This is a genomic window from Aeromonas molluscorum 848 (genome assembly GCF_000388115.1).
Classification (GTDB): Bacteria; Pseudomonadota; Gammaproteobacteria; order Enterobacterales; family Aeromonadaceae; genus Aeromonas; species Aeromonas molluscorum.
Map to the genome: position 1 here is coordinate 1 of NZ_AQGQ01000107.1, position 13,964 is coordinate 13,964.

15 protein-coding genes and 1 pseudogene are annotated in these 13,964 nt (G+C 61.9%); 8 read left to right on the forward strand and 8 right to left on the reverse strand.

What is annotated here, in order from left to right:
• The 3 genes from G113_RS13815 to G113_RS13825 form a co-directional block, all read right to left on the reverse strand.
• The coding region (locus G113_RS13815; RefSeq protein ID WP_005904739.1) for a nucleotide triphosphate diphosphatase NUDT15 at positions 1 to 410 on the reverse strand (410 nt) is incomplete at its 3' end.
• A 77-nt stretch (positions 411 to 487) separates the two neighbouring features.
• Entirely contained in the window at positions 488 to 1,489 is a 1,002-nt protein-coding gene (locus G113_RS13820) for an NADP-dependent oxidoreductase (RefSeq protein WP_005904741.1), read from the reverse strand.
• Entirely contained in the window at positions 1,486 to 1,914 is a 429-nt protein-coding gene (locus G113_RS13825) for an Ohr family peroxiredoxin (RefSeq protein WP_005904743.1), read from the reverse strand. Before G113_RS13825 ends, G113_RS13820 begins: the two co-directional genes overlap by 4 nt.
• A 144-nt stretch (positions 1,915 to 2,058) precedes the next feature.
• Here G113_RS13825 and G113_RS13830 point away from each other — a divergent pair, with 144 nt between their 5' ends.
• The 3 genes from G113_RS13830 to G113_RS13840 all read left to right on the forward strand — a co-directional run bounded on the left by G113_RS13830 (position 2,059) and on the right by G113_RS13840 (position 3,218).
• Complete coding sequence (locus G113_RS13830) at positions 2,059 to 2,484, forward strand: MarR family winged helix-turn-helix transcriptional regulator (RefSeq protein ID WP_005904747.1); 426 nt, start codon at positions 2,059 to 2,061, stop codon at positions 2,482 to 2,484.
• Between the two features lie 39 nt (positions 2,485 to 2,523).
• Positions 2,524 to 2,754, forward strand: coding sequence for a hypothetical protein (locus G113_RS13835; RefSeq protein ID WP_152436057.1), 231 nt, complete (start codon positions 2,524 to 2,526; stop codon positions 2,752 to 2,754).
• A gap of 149 nt (positions 2,755 to 2,903) precedes the next feature.
• The gene (locus tag G113_RS13840) at positions 2,904 to 3,218 is read left to right on the forward strand and encodes a hypothetical protein (RefSeq protein WP_005904751.1); all 315 of its coding nucleotides are present in this window, start codon (positions 2,904 to 2,906) and stop codon (positions 3,216 to 3,218) included.
• A gap of 90 nt (positions 3,219 to 3,308) precedes the next feature.
• On the opposite strand, the gene G113_RS13845 is transcribed toward G113_RS13840, so the two are convergent.
• Together G113_RS13845 and G113_RS13850 are read right to left on the reverse strand one after the other, a co-directional pair.
• A complete protein-coding gene (locus tag G113_RS13845) occupies positions 3,309 to 3,785 on the reverse strand; it encodes an Lrp/AsnC family transcriptional regulator (RefSeq protein ID WP_005904753.1) in 477 nt (158 codons plus the stop codon).
• Between the two features lie 358 nt (positions 3,786 to 4,143).
• Positions 4,144 to 4,767, reverse strand: a complete 624-nt coding sequence (locus G113_RS13850) for a helix-turn-helix transcriptional regulator (RefSeq protein WP_005904754.1) — start codon at positions 4,765 to 4,767, stop codon at positions 4,144 to 4,146.
• Positions 4,768 to 5,022: 255 nt separating this feature from the next.
• Between G113_RS13850 and G113_RS13855 the strand changes: the two genes are divergently transcribed.
• Both G113_RS13855 and G113_RS13860 read left to right on the forward strand, forming a co-directional pair.
• Complete coding sequence (locus G113_RS13855) at positions 5,023 to 6,261, forward strand: MFS transporter (RefSeq protein ID WP_005904757.1); 1,239 nt, start codon at positions 5,023 to 5,025, stop codon at positions 6,259 to 6,261.
• A gap of 67 nt (positions 6,262 to 6,328) precedes the next feature.
• Entirely contained in the window at positions 6,329 to 7,144 is an 816-nt protein-coding gene (locus tag G113_RS13860; protein WP_005904759.1) for a Cof-type HAD-IIB family hydrolase, read from the forward strand.
• A gap of 112 nt (positions 7,145 to 7,256) precedes the next feature.
• Here G113_RS13860 and G113_RS13865 read toward each other — a convergent pair whose 3' ends face one another.
• Complete coding sequence (locus G113_RS13865; protein WP_005904761.1) at positions 7,257 to 7,826, reverse strand: DUF2799 domain-containing protein; 570 nt, start codon at positions 7,824 to 7,826, stop codon at positions 7,257 to 7,259.
• Between the two features lie 221 nt (positions 7,827 to 8,047).
• Here G113_RS13865 and G113_RS13870 point away from each other — a divergent pair, with 221 nt between their 5' ends.
• The 3 genes from G113_RS13870 to G113_RS13880 all read left to right on the forward strand — a co-directional run bounded on the left by G113_RS13870 (position 8,048) and on the right by G113_RS13880 (position 12,126).
• Positions 8,048 to 8,887 (forward strand): isopenicillin N synthase family dioxygenase, encoded by an 840-nt coding sequence (locus G113_RS13870; RefSeq protein ID WP_005904763.1) that lies wholly within the window; start codon positions 8,048 to 8,050, stop codon positions 8,885 to 8,887.
• Between the two features lie 233 nt (positions 8,888 to 9,120).
• Complete coding sequence (locus G113_RS13875) at positions 9,121 to 10,434, forward strand: sodium-dependent transporter (RefSeq protein ID WP_005904766.1); 1,314 nt, start codon at positions 9,121 to 9,123, stop codon at positions 10,432 to 10,434.
• A 378-nt stretch (positions 10,435 to 10,812) separates the two neighbouring features.
• Positions 10,813 to 12,126 (forward strand): sodium-dependent transporter, encoded by a 1,314-nt coding sequence (locus tag G113_RS13880; RefSeq protein ID WP_005904768.1) that lies wholly within the window; start codon positions 10,813 to 10,815, stop codon positions 12,124 to 12,126.
• Between the two features lie 91 nt (positions 12,127 to 12,217).
• Here the strand turns inward: G113_RS13880 and G113_RS13885 are convergent, their stop codons facing one another.
• A complete protein-coding gene (locus G113_RS13885) occupies positions 12,218 to 12,685 on the reverse strand; it encodes a hypothetical protein (protein ID WP_005904770.1) in 468 nt (155 codons plus the stop codon).
• An 83-nt stretch (positions 12,686 to 12,768) separates the two neighbouring features.
• Positions 12,769 to 13,964: pseudogene (locus G113_RS13890) on the reverse strand (aminotransferase-like domain-containing protein); the annotation flags it as partial.

Sequence of the window (13,964 nt, forward strand, 5' to 3'; positions counted from 1 at the left end):
CACTGCCCGGCTCGCCAGCTGGCAATGGCTTGGCGGCTGGCGTCGAAGTGGGGTTCCGGCAGATGGTCCGGATCGCACCAGCACCACCCTTCGCACTTATCTGGTTCACGCAGTTCGGGTTCGCCATCGACCTTGGCCAGCAGGGTAACTGAGACATAATGGAGGCCGCTCTCGCGCCAGGTCTCCAGGTTGTTGCTCACCGCGACGACTTGGGGATGGTGGATGATGAAGCCGGTCTCCTCGGCCACTTCGCGGATTGCCGCCGCTTCGAAACTTTCGCCAAGCTCGAGGTGGCCACCAGCGATGGACCAGTAGGGTGCATGGCTGCCCTTGCGTTTGCCGAGCAGCACTTGTCCCTGGGCGTTGACCAGGATGACGCCGATCCCGACGCGGGGGTAAGGAGTGGACATTGGATTCCTCGCTGAATGAAAAACGGGCCCACATTAGAACCTGTGGACCCGTTTCGCAAGCCGTCAGCGAGGGGCTATCAATCCAGCTTGACCAGCATCTTGCCGGTATTGCGTCCCTCGAACAGGCCGATGAAGGCAGCAGGCGCCTGCTCCAGCCCCTGATAGACGGTTTCGTTGGCCTGCAGTTGCCCCTCTTCGAAGGCGGGGGTCACCTCGGCCAGGAAGTCGCCATAGTGCTGCCAGTGATCAAATACGATCAGGCCCTGCATGGTGAGGCGCTTGCGGATGATCTGGGAGAGGTTGTTCGGCCCTCCCTGACCCGCGCCATTGTACTGGTCGATGAGGCCGCACATGACGATGCGGCCGTTGATCACCATGTGATCCAGCGCGGCCTCCAGCATGGCGCCCCCCACATTCTCGAAGTAGACATGGATCCCCTCGGGGGCCAGACGCGCCAGCTCGCCGGCCAGATCCTGGGTCGTCTTGTAGTTGATCACCTCATCTATGCCCAAGGCTTCGAGGGCCGCTACCTTGTCGGCCGAGCCAGTGGAGCCGATGACGCGGGCGCCGGCCAGCTTGGCAAGCTGCACCACCATGGTTCCCACGGCCCCCGAGGCGGCCGAGACCAGCACGGTTTCACCGGCTTGCAGCTTGGCTATCTTGTGCAGGCCAACCCAGGCGGTCATGCCCGGCATGCCGAGGGCGCCGAGGAAGCGCTGGGGCGGCAGCGAGCTTTGCGGCAAGCGGGTGAGCGCGGCGGCGGGGGCGATGAAGTGATCGCGCCAGCCCTGCATGCTGCTCACCCTATCGCCGATGGCAAAATCCGGATGGCGGGAGGCGATCACGGTGCCGATGGCGCCGCCGTCGAGGGCGCTGTTGAGGGTGAAGGGTGGCACATAGCTCTTGGCCAGTGACATGCGACCCCGCATGTAGGGATCCACCGACAGCCATTGGTTGCTGACCTCCACCTCCCCTTCATTCAGAGGAGGCAGCGCCACCTCGGCCAGAGTGAAATCGGCCAGGCTTGGCAGGCCGTTGGGGTAGCGTAGCAGTTGGATCTGGCGACTGAGCTGGTTCATTTGGTTTCCTCCAGTAGTTGGCCGTTGAGCAGCAGGCGGGTGGCGACATTGCCCCGCATGGCATTGGCGAAGGGGCAGGTCTGGTGGGCTTTGCGCACTATCTGCTCGGCGAGATCCCCGGTCAAGGTCACCTCCAGCAGGATGGCGAAGGTGAAGGTGCCATCGGCACGGGCCAGCAGATCGACCGTGGTGGCGACAGGCGCTGCGGCAAGGGGTGATCCCAGGGCTTTGGCGACATGAAGCAGGGCGTTGGAGAAGCAGGCGGCATAACCGGCTGCCAGCAACTGCTCCGGGTTGTTGCCCTGGCCGTTGCCGCCGAGATCGGTGGGCAGGGCCAGGGCCAATTGCAAGGTACCGTCCTGGGTGTGAACTTCCCCGTTGCGACCGGCCTGGGCCAGTGCCTGAGTGCGATAGAGGCTCTTCATGATGATGGCGTCTCACTATGGTTTGTGTGCAAAGTAAATTCAGGCTAATACCGCGACACGCTTTTGACAACTACTTTGTGTGCAAAATATTTGGGTGGCGATTAATCTCGGGTATACTGGCCCCATAGCTAGCGAGGTAGTGCCATGAGCGAATTGAAGAAGCAGGTCTGTTTTGCGCTCTATAGCGCCTCCAATGCGGTAATGCGTGCATACCGCCCCCTGCTGGATCGGCTGGATCTCACCTACACCCAGTATCTGGTGATGCTCTCCCTCTGGGCCGAGGACGGGGTCAGCCTCAAGCAGATTGGCCAGGATACCGGGCTGGATGCGGGCACACTGACCCCCATCGTCAAGCGGCTGGAGAGCAAGGGGTGGCTCACCCGCACCGTGTCGGCGGAAGATGAGCGGCAGAAGTGTGTGGTGCTGACCGACACGGGACGTGCCTTGCAGGCCGAGGTTCGTGCCAGCTGCCTGGCCGACAACTTGCGCAATCAGGTGGACTTGAACGATGCTGAGCTGACCCAGCTCAAGGGACTGTGCGATCGCATCTCGAGCCAGCTGGGTCGCTGAGCCCAATCGGGCAATGTGAGGAGATCATGGATGACAAGGATAAGCCGACTGGCCCCGCTGTTGGGGCTCTTGCTGGTGGCCTGTGGTGGCACGGGCCAGCATGCGCGCCCGCTGGAGATCGATGATGCCGACGCCTGGCGCGCTATCTGCAAGGATGGTACCCGGGTCAAGGCGGTGCGCGAGCAGGGGATCTGTGACGATCACCATGGGGTGGCCATGTGGATGAATAAGCCAGGAGAGGCCGCCACGGCAGAGGAAGCCACCAACTGAGGGGAGATCCTCATCACAAAATGACGCAACCGACCGCTCTGGTCGGTTTTTTTTCGCGATCCCGCTAGCAGTTTGCCCGACTGTTCATGGTGTACTCAGTTTTCTCTTCCCATACTGGCCTCATCAGTCCCACGTGAGGAGTACCAGAAATGCAGCATTGGGTCGGACTCTCCATCCTATGGGGACTAGCCAGTTTTGGTGTGCAGGCCGATTTCATCGAGAGCCGGGATCCGGTGGAGCCGCTTTGGCACGCCCAGTCGCAGGTCGAGATTGAAGGCTATTTGATAGAATCTCTTGGTGAGAGGCGCTGGGTATTTGATACCGGCTCGGACAGCCTGCTGGTCGAGCTGCCGCAGGGGCAAGCCGCGCAGACTGATGAGCGATTGGTGCTAAGTGGCGCCCCCCGCCAGGCGGCCGAAGGCTGGCTGCTGCAAGTCGAGGATGTCAGCGCGGCAGCGGTCTGAGCGCTCAGGGGTAAAAGAGCACCAAACAAAGAGGAGGCCTTGGCCTCCTCTTTTTCATGCCGTCTCATCAGGGTGGCCGGACCGCTAGCCTCAGCCCAGGTGGTTCAGGGGCAGAGCTGTCTTCTGCTTGATGCGGCGCAGCACGAAGCTGGAGCGCACCCCGGTCACTCCGGGAATGTGGGTCAGCTTGTCCAGCAGGAAGTGCTGATAGTGTTCCATGTCGCGCACCACCACCTTGAGCTGGTAATCCGCATCGTTGCCGGTGATAAGGTCGCATTCGAGAACTTCTGGCAGGGCCGAGATGGCGGTGTCGAAGTTTTCGAATCGCTCAGGGGTATGTCTGTCCATGGAGATGTGAATGTAGGCGGTGAGAGTGAGCCCCAGCTGGCGAGCGTTGAGCAGGGTGACATGGGCATCGATGAGGCCCGCATCTTCCAGCGCCTTGACCCGTCGTGAGCAGGGAGAGGGGGAGAGGCCGACCAGCTCGGCCAGTTCCAGGTTGCTGATGCGACCATTCTCCTGCATCAATTCCAGAATATGACGGTCGATACGATCCAGTTTCAGCATGCTTTGTCACCTTGTCGCAATGTTTTATTGTATTTTTCTAGATTAAGGGTGAGTCGTTGCAAAAACAATCGAAAATAACCAATTCTTCGCAACCACTCACCCGAGGCATCCGGGTAATATGAACTCATCAAACGGTGGTCAGGCAGTGGCAGCATCCAGCCCCTGCGGCGACGAGTCCAACCAGACTCCGAGCACCATAAGACGTCACGCCTAATCGGGCCATGACAGACAGATGCGGGCTTACCGGTCCGTAGAAAACAACAAAGCAGGCCTCCCGGCGCCTGCTTTGTTGTTTTTTTGTCGCGGGCTACAGACCCGCAGGCTTGGCTCAAAGGCTTACTGCTCGGGTCCCTGGGCGTCATCGAGAGGGGGGGCTGATGCGGTAGAGGCAGCGGTGATCGCCGCTGAGCAGATACTCCTCACGCTCGACCCGGGCCGGGGCCAGCAACTCGGCGAAGATGGCGAGTTCGCTGCGACAAAAACCCTGACACCCTCGCGCCGCGACACAGATGGGGCAGTGACTCTCCCACAATAGCCAGCTGCCATCCGCCTCCCGGCGGGCCTCGGCCATGTAGCCTTCCCGGGTGCGCAAGATGGCCAGTTCCGCTACTCGTTCAGCCAAAGAGAGCTCGGCCAGTTGCACCCGGTAGCGCCCCAACTGCTGCTGTTCGCGCTCAGCAATCACCTTATCCAGTCCGCTCTCCCCAAACAGCTGCTGTACCGTTTCAATCAGACGAAGAGTCAGCTCGCCATGGCCATCGGGGAAGCGCTGCCAGGCCTGTTCGGTCAACAGCCAGAGTCGGCTCGGGCGGCCTCGCCCTCGGGCCTCATCCCGAAAGCTCACCCAGCCATCGGCCTCCATGGCTTGCAGGTGCTGGCGAGCGCCCATGGAGGTCATCTGCAACTGCTCGCCAAGGGCCGCGGCGCTCTGGGGGCCTTGGGTCTTGAGCAGGTGAAGTATCTTGTCGGTGCTGGCGTTCATGCTGTGACCCTGATTATCGAATGGCGCTTGCTGGCAGTGGCTGCGCTCTGGGGGAACCATGGCATCTTGGGCAGGTGAAGTATCTTGTCGGTGCTGGCGTTCATGAAGTCACTCTGATTATCTGCATCGGGTTATCGACAGCGTCTATGGGGGAATTATGGGTAGATGCATCATTTAAATCAACAATTCACTTTACAAAATAAGCATCGCTCACCAGTATAAATAAACTTTTAACTTTACTTAATGGTGGGTGCGATGGAGAGCCGTAGAGACAAGGTGAGCCTGTGGGTGCTGGTGATGACGGTGACGCTGGCGGTGGCAGGCTTTAGCTTGCCATCGCCGGTGTTGGCACCCTTGATGCTGGATCCGGCGCAAGGCATGCTGACACCGGACGCCTCGGACTGGAGTCGCAAAGTGTGGCTGGGTGTCGTGATGGGGCTCTACCCCTTGTTCCAGTTGTTGGGGGCGCCCCTGCTGGGGCGGTTGTCGGATCGTTATGGTCGCAAACCCATACTGACCATCTGTCTGGTCGGCGTCTTGGCAGGTTATGCCTTGATGGCGCTGGGGATCGCCTGGCGATCCTTGCCAATCCTGCTGCTCAGCCGGGTGTTGGAAGGTTTCTTCAACGGCGACATCGCCATAGTGCAGGCGATGGCGGCGGACATGAGCACGACCAAGACCAAGGCCCGCAACTTCTCCATGATAAACATCGGCATGAATCTGGGGTGGGTATTGGGCCCCATGATTGGGGGTTATGCCGCCGTCATCTCCGGGGATTACAGCGTGGCGGCCTGGTTGGCGGTGGCAATGACGGCGGCCAACTTGCTGCTGGTCCTCTGGTTAGTGCCTAACCGACCGCCACTGCCCAATCTTGCCACGGCACCGCGCCTGTCAAATCGAGCCCTGCTGCTTGCACCGGCCCTGCTGCCTTACTTCGCACTGACCCTGCTCAGCTATGGCGCGGTGCAGCTCTATTTCAGCTACTTCAATGTCTGGCTGGTAGAGGAGCTGACCTGGGATCCGGCGCAACTGGCGCAAGGGGCCGTGCTGGTGAGCGTGCCCATGATGCTCGGATCCTGGCTGGGGGGCTGGCTCTCTCGCCACTGGCGTGGCAGCGCCCTGGGCATAGTCGGCCATCTGCTGATGGCGGCGGGGATGTTGATGTTTATTCTGCCTAGCCAGTGGTGGGGCCTGGCGCTCACGTTTATTCCCGCCGGTATCGGCATGAGCCTGGGGGAGCTGGCGACCTCGGTGGCCATCTCCAATCGCAGCTCGGCCGAGCAGCAGGGTCAGGCCATGGGGCTCTATCGCGGCATCGCCGTCGGCAGCGAGATAGTGGCCGTGGTGCTGGGCAGCCTGGCGCTGCTGGCGGGCAATCAGTGGCCCTTCTATCTGGCGACGGCCTGTTCTCTGCTTTGCGTGCTAGGCTTCTATGCGCTGCGACGCCGGGCCGACAGGGGCAGACAGATCACAGAATGGGCCCCTCAGTCCTGATGAGACTTGCATCCCGGGGGCGAGTCTGGGAATTTATCCCCTCTTGTTTAGCCTGTTTGGAGGGAATATGACGCAGTACAGAGCCATAGCGCTCGATATGGATGGCACTCTGTTGACCCGGGATCACCAGATCTCGAGCGCGACCCGACAGGCGCTGGCCGAGGCCCGTGCCCGTGGCATCAAGGTGCTGCTGGTTACCGGGCGTCACTTCATGACGGCGCACCCTTTCCATCATGAACTGGGGCTCGATACCCCCATTATCTGCAGCAACGGTGCCTATCTCTATGATCCCAACGCGGATCGGATCCTGACAGGGGATCCCCTGGCTCGGGATCCCCTGGCCGAGTTGCTGGCAGCCATGGCTGAGGAACAGATTGAGGCCCTGGCTCACCTCTCTCATGGCATAGGCCATCTGGGATGCGAGCCTTATGTCACGCGGATCCGCGACTGGTCGGCCAAGATGGATGCCCGGCTCAGGGTCAGCTTCCTGCCCCAGAGCGCCGCCGATTTGCTGGCCCAGCCTCAGGTCTGGAAGCTGGAGCTGTTTGGCCAGGACCCGGCCCGCCTGCACGATTTTGTCAGCCGTAAGATAGCGGCGTTGCCCTTCACCCAGGACTGGGCCGCGCCCTATGCGGTCGAGCTGGTCAAACCCGGTTGCAGCAAGGGTAACCGGCTGGCCCAGTGGGCGGCTGGGGAGGGGATCGCCATGAGCGAGGTGGTGGCGTTTGGCGACAATAACAACGACATCAGCATGTTCGAACAGGTCGGGCTGGCGGTCGCCATGGGCAATGCGGCGCCGCAGATCCAGAGCTTGGCACACAAGGTCACGGCGGATCATAACGAGGACGGCATCGCGCTGGGTCTGGCGCGTTGGGTGCTTTAGTCGCGCCAGCTTAACATTTGATAGCAAGAGGCCGATGCAGTGCATCGGCCTCTTCTCATGCAATGGCCAGTGCGCATCGGGCTCTGCGCCATGCTGGCCGCGTGCTGTGAACTTATAGCTTGAACTCTATCACCCGGGGTGGGTAGCGCAGCCGGTTGTATTCATCGCGCAGCGCCCTGTCGCGGCGTATGGCGCGCTCCCGTTGATAACGGTAACTGTCACGCTGGGCACTGTCGTTCTCCTTGCGGATCCGCTGCTCGAGCTGGTAGATGTCTTGCTCGTTTTGGGAGATGGCATTGCTCAGCTCGTTGAGTCGAGCGGCCAGCTGGTACTCCTGACGACCGCGTTCGAACTGGCGCAGGAAGGTTTCGTCATTGGGACAGACCCCTTGATACTCAGAGCCCTCTCGCCCCTTGCGATAGGCCAGCTCCGGGATGCAGTAAAGCTCGAGTCCCTTCTTGTAACCGCGCTGCCACTCGGCCTGATCGACTCTGATGCCGTATTCTCCGCAGCTGTCGGCATACCCCTTGCTCGCGTCCGGAGCCTTGCCCTGTTCACCATCGGCAAAGCCCAGGTTGTACCAGCTCATGGCGGCGCACTCTTCCTGGGAGAGGCTGCTGCAGGCTCCCAGCAGCAGGCTGATGCCAAGGATAATCCCCTTGGCTAGCGTCCGTTTCATCATCTAAATGCTCCTTGCGGCGGGCATGGCGTATCTGGGCGGATCATGGGATGACGCATTCTAGGAGCCGGTTCGTCCGGGAACAAGAGGGCTGCGGGCAGTTTTGTATGCCGCGGCTGCCTGTCTGCGCCCCGGCATGGCTGGGCCGGGGCGGCACACCTTTTCTTGCGAGCCGCATGAGGGTAAACTTGCGGCCACTTTTTAACAGCCATGCAACAGCAACCATGAAAGTCCTGACCGTTGATTATCGGGCGCCAGACGCCGCCCAGCGCTTCACCGAATCCCTGCGAACCACCGGCTTCGGTGTGCTGACCAATCACCCCATCCCCAAGGAACTGGTGCAGGGTATCTATGACAACTGGTATCGCTTCTTCATGAGCGAGAGCAAACAGGATTTTCTGTTCAATCGGGAGACCCAGGACGGCTACTTCCCGCCCTCAGTCTCCGAGGTGGCCAAGGGTCACAGCCAGAAGGACATCAAGGAGTACTTCCACCTCTATCCCTGGGGCCAGATGCCCGAAGAGCTGAAGGCGCAAGCCATGGAGTATTACCAGCTGGCCAACAGCCTGGCCGCCGAGCTGCTCTCCTGGGTGGAGCAGTACACCCCGAGCGATATCGCCGCCAGCTACAGCTGCCCGCTCTCTTCCATGATCGACGAGAGCCAGAAGACGCTGTTGCGGGTGTTGCACTATCCGCCGTTCGATGGCACCGAGGAGCCAGGAGCCATTCGTGCCGCCGCCCACGAGGACATCAACCTGCTTACCATACTGCCCGCATCTAACGAACCGGGTCTGCAGGTGATGGGGCAAGATGGGGAGTGGATGGACGTGCCCTGCGATTTTGGCACCCTGATCATCAACATCGGGGACATGCTGCAGGAGGCCTCCGCCGGCTATTACCCCTCCACCACTCACCGGGTGATCAACCCAAGTGGCGGCAGCGCCAACAAGTCACGGATCTCCTTGCCGCTCTTCCTGCATCCGCGTCCGGATGTGGTGCTCTCCGAGCGCCATACTGCCCACAGCTACCTGATGGAGCGGCTGCGCGAACTTGGCGTGATCTGAGCGTGATCTGCGTCAGGGGCCCGCATTACCCCGCACAAAAACCGGAGCAAATTTGCTCCGGTTTTTATTTTTTGGAATTAAAGTTCTAAAAATAGACTTTAATTGGTTAATCGTGCCAATAATGACCCCTGATACCCATTTTAGTTGATTGTGATTGCGCGCCCTCTCCCTTACTCTGGCTGCCGCTTTTCGCCAGCGCCACCCAATGTCCTGGCCTCGACACCGGAGTTCGTATGCAGCAGTCCCAATGGTCCTCTCGCCTGGGTTATATTCTCGCCGCCGCAGGATCGGCCGTCGGCCTTGGCGCCATCTGGAAGTTTCCCTATGTGACGGCTGCCAATGGCGGTGGCGCCTTCCTGCTGGTGTTCCTCTTGTTCAGCTTCACCCTGGGGGTCGCCGTGCTGATGGGCGAGACCTTGCTGGGCAGCCGCAGTCGGCGCGGCGTGGTAGGCGCCCTGTCCAGTCTGGCCGGCCCGCACTGGCGATGGCTCGGCGTCATGGGCCTTGTCTGCAGCCTGCTCATCTTCTGCTTCTACAGCGTGGTGGGGGGCTGGACTCTGGGTTACACCGGCATGGCACTGGCCGGCAGCCTCAACAGTGGTGATGGCGCCGCGCTCACGGCCCGCTTCAATGACTATGTCGGGGATCCCGTCTGGCCACTGCTGACGCACCTGCTGTTTGCCGCCCTTGCCTGGTGCTGTGTGCAGGGGGGCGTGCAGAAAGGGGTGGAGCGTACCCTGCGCTGGATGATGCCAAGCCTACTGATCATGATGGTGCTGCTCGCCGCCGTGGGTTTGACCCTGCCCGGCGCCATGGCCGGGGTACGCCACTTTCTGCTGCCGGACTTTAGCAAGCTCGGCATGAACGGGGTGCTCGATGCCCTGGGGCTGGCCTTCTTCTCCCTCTCCATCGGCCTTGGCATCCACACCACTTATGGCGCCTACCTGTCCGACAGCGAGGGGGTTGGTCGCTCTAGCCTCTGGGTCGTGTTGCTGGCGAGCCTGATCGCCGTGCTGGCTGGCCTGATGATCTTCCCCGTGCTGGCGGCGACCGGCATAGACCCCGCCGCGGGCCCCGGACTCACCTTCATGACCATGCCGGCCGTCTTCCAGAAACTGCCCTTCGGTCAGGGATTGGCGACCCTCTTCTTTGCCTTGCTGGTGGTGGCTGCGCTCTCCTCGGCCATCTCCCTGCTCGAACATTTGCAGTGCTTCATCAGCGAGAGCTGGGGCTGGCGCCGCCGCGCGAGTTGCACCCTGATCATCGCCCTGGTGATGGCGGGGGGCATCCCGGTGAGCCTATCGTTCGGCCCCTGGTCCGGGGTGACGCTGTTTGGCCGCAACATCTTCGAGTTGCTCGACTTTGTCACCTCCAACCTGATGATGCCGCTGTTTGGCCTGGGGCTGACGCTGCTGCTTGGCTGGAAACTGGGACGGCAGATCCTGCCTCGGGGCCTTGGACTCTCCTGGCAGACTTTGTTGCTCGGCTGCTGGCGCTGGCTAGCCCCCTTGCTGATCGGCGGTATCTTGATCCGCGGTCTGGTGTGAGAGGGGGCGTCAAGACCGGGCTGGGCGGGCAATGCCCTGGTTAACGGGTCGCCAGAGGAACGGCTGGTTTTGGGCAGTGCGACTCGATCAAATACTGCTCAAATGGATGAACGTATAATTTTCAACTAATTCAGTGCAAAAACACTGACGGGATCTGTCAACTTGCCTTGCCATGGTTTAGGCTGTCGCCACATTTTCTCGATGGTCTGGATCCCATGTCACGTCGTCTGGTTCAGCTTGGCCGATTTAGTCGCGCCTACCAGAGGTGAGCTTGCAGACATCAGTTAGCCGGATTTCATTGCAAGGGTCGCCTCAGGGCGGCCCTTTTTGTTGTTTGTCCATCATGGAGTCAATCATGTTGTCCTCAAGGGAGTTGGTATGAGCCAGGTGCAGTGGTCTTCTCGTCTCGGTCATGTGCTGGCCGCAGCCGGTACGGCGATCGGTCTCGGCGCCATCTGGAAGTTTCCGTATGTAACTGCCACCAATGGCGGCGGCGCCTTCTTGCTGCTGTTTCTGCTGTTCAGTTTCACCCTGGGGGTGGCCGTGCTGGTGGGGGAGACCCTGCTCGGTAGCCAGAGTCAACGTGGTGTGCTCGGGGCTTTCAAGAAGCTGGTCGGGCCGAACTGGCGCTGGATGGGCTATATGGGCATATTGTGCGGCTTTTGCATCTACAGCTTCTACAGCGTGGTGGGCGGCTGGACGGTCGGTTATGTGGGGCTGGCGGCCATGGGCCGTCTCAACCTGAGCGAGGGAGAGGCGCTGACCGCCCTGTTCAACGGTTATGTGAGCAACCCCTGGTGGCCGGCGCTGACCCATCTGGTGTTTGCGGGCCTGACCTGGTGGTTCGTGCAGGGGGGGATCCAGAAAGGTGTCGAGCGAGCGCTGCGCTGGATGATGCCGGCGCTGTTCATCATGATGCTGCTGCTGGTGGTGGTCGGCCTTTCTCTGCCGGGCTCCATGGCCGGGGTGCGTCAGTTGCTGCTGCCCGACTTCAGCAAGCTGAGCGGCGAGAGCGTGCTCGATGCCCTGGGGCTGGCGTTCTTCTCCCTCTCCATCGGACTGGGCGTGCACACCACTTATGGTGCCTACCTGCCCAACAGCCAGGGTGTGCTGCGCTCCGGGGTCTGGGTCGTGACCCTGGCTAGCCTTATCTCGGTACTGGCGGGGCTGATGATATTCCCGGCGCTGGCGTCGACCGGCATAGACCCAAGCGCGGGCCCGGGCCTCACCTTCATGACGATGCCAGCCGTGTTCAACCAGCTGCCCTTCGGTCAGGGGCTGGCCCTGGTCTTTTTCTTGCTGCTGCTGGTGGCTGCACTCTCGTCGTCCATCTCCATGCTGGAGCATCTGGTGCGTTTCACCTGCGAGGAGTGGGGCTGGTCGCGGCGCAGCGCTTGTCTGGTGCTGACCCTGATGATCATGGCGGCCGGGGTGCCGGTCAGCCTCTCGTTCGGTCCCTGGTCCGAGGTGACCCTGTTTGGCAAGACGCTGTTCGAGTTGCTCGACTACCTCACCTCCAACCTGATGATGCCGCTGTTTGGCCTGGTGCTGACCCTGCTGCTTGGCTGGCGACTGGGGGAGAAGATGCTGCCCGAGGGGTCCCATCCGCTGGCGCGTTTCGCACTGCTCTGGTGCTGGCGGCTGGTGGCGCCGCTGTTGATCGGCGGCATCTTGCTGCGCGGCATCAGCTGAGCGCGCGGCTGTCAGTCGTGAAAAAGGGTTGGCCGGCGGCCAACCCTTTTTTGATCCCCTGAGCGGCTCGATGCCGCCGTTGTCCCAGCCACTATTGCAGGCCGGGCCCCTTGACCGAGAAAGGACAATCGCGCTGGTCAATGAGCAGACTCCCCTGGTCATTGGCGCCCTGCCAGTGCAGTGCGAGCTGGCCGAGCAGTCCCAGATGACGCAACTCGAACTCGTAATCCAGACAGGGGTTGCCGAGGGGGAGGGTCGCCACCCCTTGGGGCAGTCGGTAGTCGTAGCTAAGCCGTGGGCCATCTGCCAGGGTTTGCCGCGCGGGGATCAGGCCATTGGGGCCAGGAGTCCGGGTAGTCAATGCCTGGCGCAGACTGAGCGGTGCATCTATCGCCTTCTGATAGTGGAGACTGTTCATGACGGCCAGCTGCTCTTCCAGTTGCTGCAGCTCGCTATCCAGGCCACCAATCGCCGCGGCAAGCTGTTGCTGGCGGGCTGGGGTGGCGCAACCCGTCAGCAACAGGCTGATGAGCAAGAGGGGGATAGAGGTCAGATACATGGGCTCTCCTGCGTGCACAAGGCAATAAACCACTGGCTGTCTCGGGGCGGTGGGCGACGTGCAATGGCTTGCACGGCCACTGACTATAGCAAGGAGTTCGCAGGGGGCGCTGCGCGCAGCAACCCGGCGAGGCGATCCAGGCCCTCGGCCACCTTGGCATCGGTCGCTGGCTGGCTCAGGCTCAGGCGCACCCCTTGCGGGGCGGCAAACTGACCGGCGGCAAAGTGCTCGCCACTCGCGACCCCGACGTCGAGGGCGTCGGCGGCCTGCGCAAACTCCTGACTGCGCCAGGGTTCTGGCAGGGGGAGCCAGGCGTGCATGGATCCGGGCTGCCAGCGCGCTCCCGGCAACAGGTGACGGAGCAGCTCGCCGCGTCGGGTCAGTACCTGGCGCTGCTGGGCGATGAGGGCCATCACCTGGCGCTCGCTGACCAGCTTGCAGGCCAGTTCGATCAGCAGCGGGCTGACCATCCAGCTGGAGAGCCGCATTGCCTGGGCAAAGGCGGCGCGCAGGGCGGGCGGTGCAAGCAGGAAGCCGACCCGCAGCCCGCCGCAGGCAATCTTGGCCAGGCTGCCCAGATAGATGACCCGCTCCGGCGCCAGGTTGACCAACGGAGTCAGCGGCGTTTCGGGCAAGAGGCCATTGACGTCATCCTCGATGATGAGCAGGTCATGGCGGCGTGCGAGGGCGATGATGGCTTCGCGCCGGGCCGGGCTCATGATGGCCGTGGTGGGATTTTGCAGGGTGGGAGTCAGGTAGAGCAGCTTGGCACGACGCTGGCGGCAGGCCGCCTCGAGCGCTTCGGGCAGCAGTCCCTCTTCGTCCATGGCGAGCCCCACGACCTGACTCTTGAGCTGACGGGCATTGCCGAGCAGGCCCGGGTAGCTGAGCCCCTCGCACAAAATGGTCTCACCCACACAACCGGTGGCGAGCAGGGCCAGCATGATGCCGTGCTGGGCGCCGTGACTGAACAGCAGTCGCTCCTCGCTGCCCGCTATGCCCTGCTCTGCCAACCAGTCGACGAACAGCTGACGCTGATCCACGCGCCCCGCCTCCTTGTCATAGCCGAGCAGGCTATTGAGATCACCCCCCCGCCAAGGATTCGAGCAGCGGACGGAAGATGGCGGCCCGATCGAGCTGGACCGGCAGATTCTGCCACAGCTCGATGCGGCCCTCCTCCTCGTTGCGGATCACCCAGTCACTGGCGGCATCGCTGCCCTTGACCCAAGTGCCATGACCCACCTTGGCCGCCAGCCAGGCCACGCCGCTCCGCTTCGCC

What these genes read in the sequence shown, in the direction of transcription:
- G113_RS13850 (WP_005904754.1), bottom strand. Translation starts at nt 4,767, where the DNA reads ATGAACGCCAGCACCGACAAGATACTTCACCTGCTCAAGACCCAAGGC.
- G113_RS13825 (WP_005904743.1), bottom strand. Translation starts at nt 1,914, where the DNA reads ATGAAGAGCCTCTATCGCACTCAGGCACTGGCCCAGGCCGGTCGCAAC.
- G113_RS13860 (WP_005904759.1), top strand. Translation starts at nt 6,329, where the DNA reads ATGACGCAGTACAGAGCCATAGCGCTCGATATGGATGGCACTCTGTTG.
- G113_RS13865 (WP_005904761.1), bottom strand. Translation starts at nt 7,826, where the DNA reads ATGATGAAACGGACGCTAGCCAAGGGGATTATCCTTGGCATCAGCCTG.
- G113_RS13845 (WP_005904753.1), bottom strand. Translation starts at nt 3,785, where the DNA reads ATGCTGAAACTGGATCGTATCGACCGTCATATTCTGGAATTGATGCAG.
- G113_RS13855 (WP_005904757.1), top strand. Translation starts at nt 5,023, where the DNA reads ATGGAGAGCCGTAGAGACAAGGTGAGCCTGTGGGTGCTGGTGATGACG.
- G113_RS13840 (WP_005904751.1), top strand. Translation starts at nt 2,904, where the DNA reads ATGCAGCATTGGGTCGGACTCTCCATCCTATGGGGACTAGCCAGTTTT.
- G113_RS13820 (WP_005904741.1), bottom strand. Translation starts at nt 1,489, where the DNA reads ATGAACCAGCTCAGTCGCCAGATCCAACTGCTACGCTACCCCAACGGC.
- G113_RS13880 (WP_005904768.1), top strand. Translation starts at nt 10,813, where the DNA reads ATGAGCCAGGTGCAGTGGTCTTCTCGTCTCGGTCATGTGCTGGCCGCA.
- G113_RS13885 (WP_005904770.1), bottom strand. Translation starts at nt 12,685, where the DNA reads ATGTATCTGACCTCTATCCCCCTCTTGCTCATCAGCCTGTTGCTGACG.
- G113_RS13870 (WP_005904763.1), top strand. Translation starts at nt 8,048, where the DNA reads ATGAAAGTCCTGACCGTTGATTATCGGGCGCCAGACGCCGCCCAGCGC.
- G113_RS13875 (WP_005904766.1), top strand. Translation starts at nt 9,121, where the DNA reads ATGCAGCAGTCCCAATGGTCCTCTCGCCTGGGTTATATTCTCGCCGCC.
- G113_RS13830 (WP_005904747.1), top strand. Translation starts at nt 2,059, where the DNA reads ATGAGCGAATTGAAGAAGCAGGTCTGTTTTGCGCTCTATAGCGCCTCC.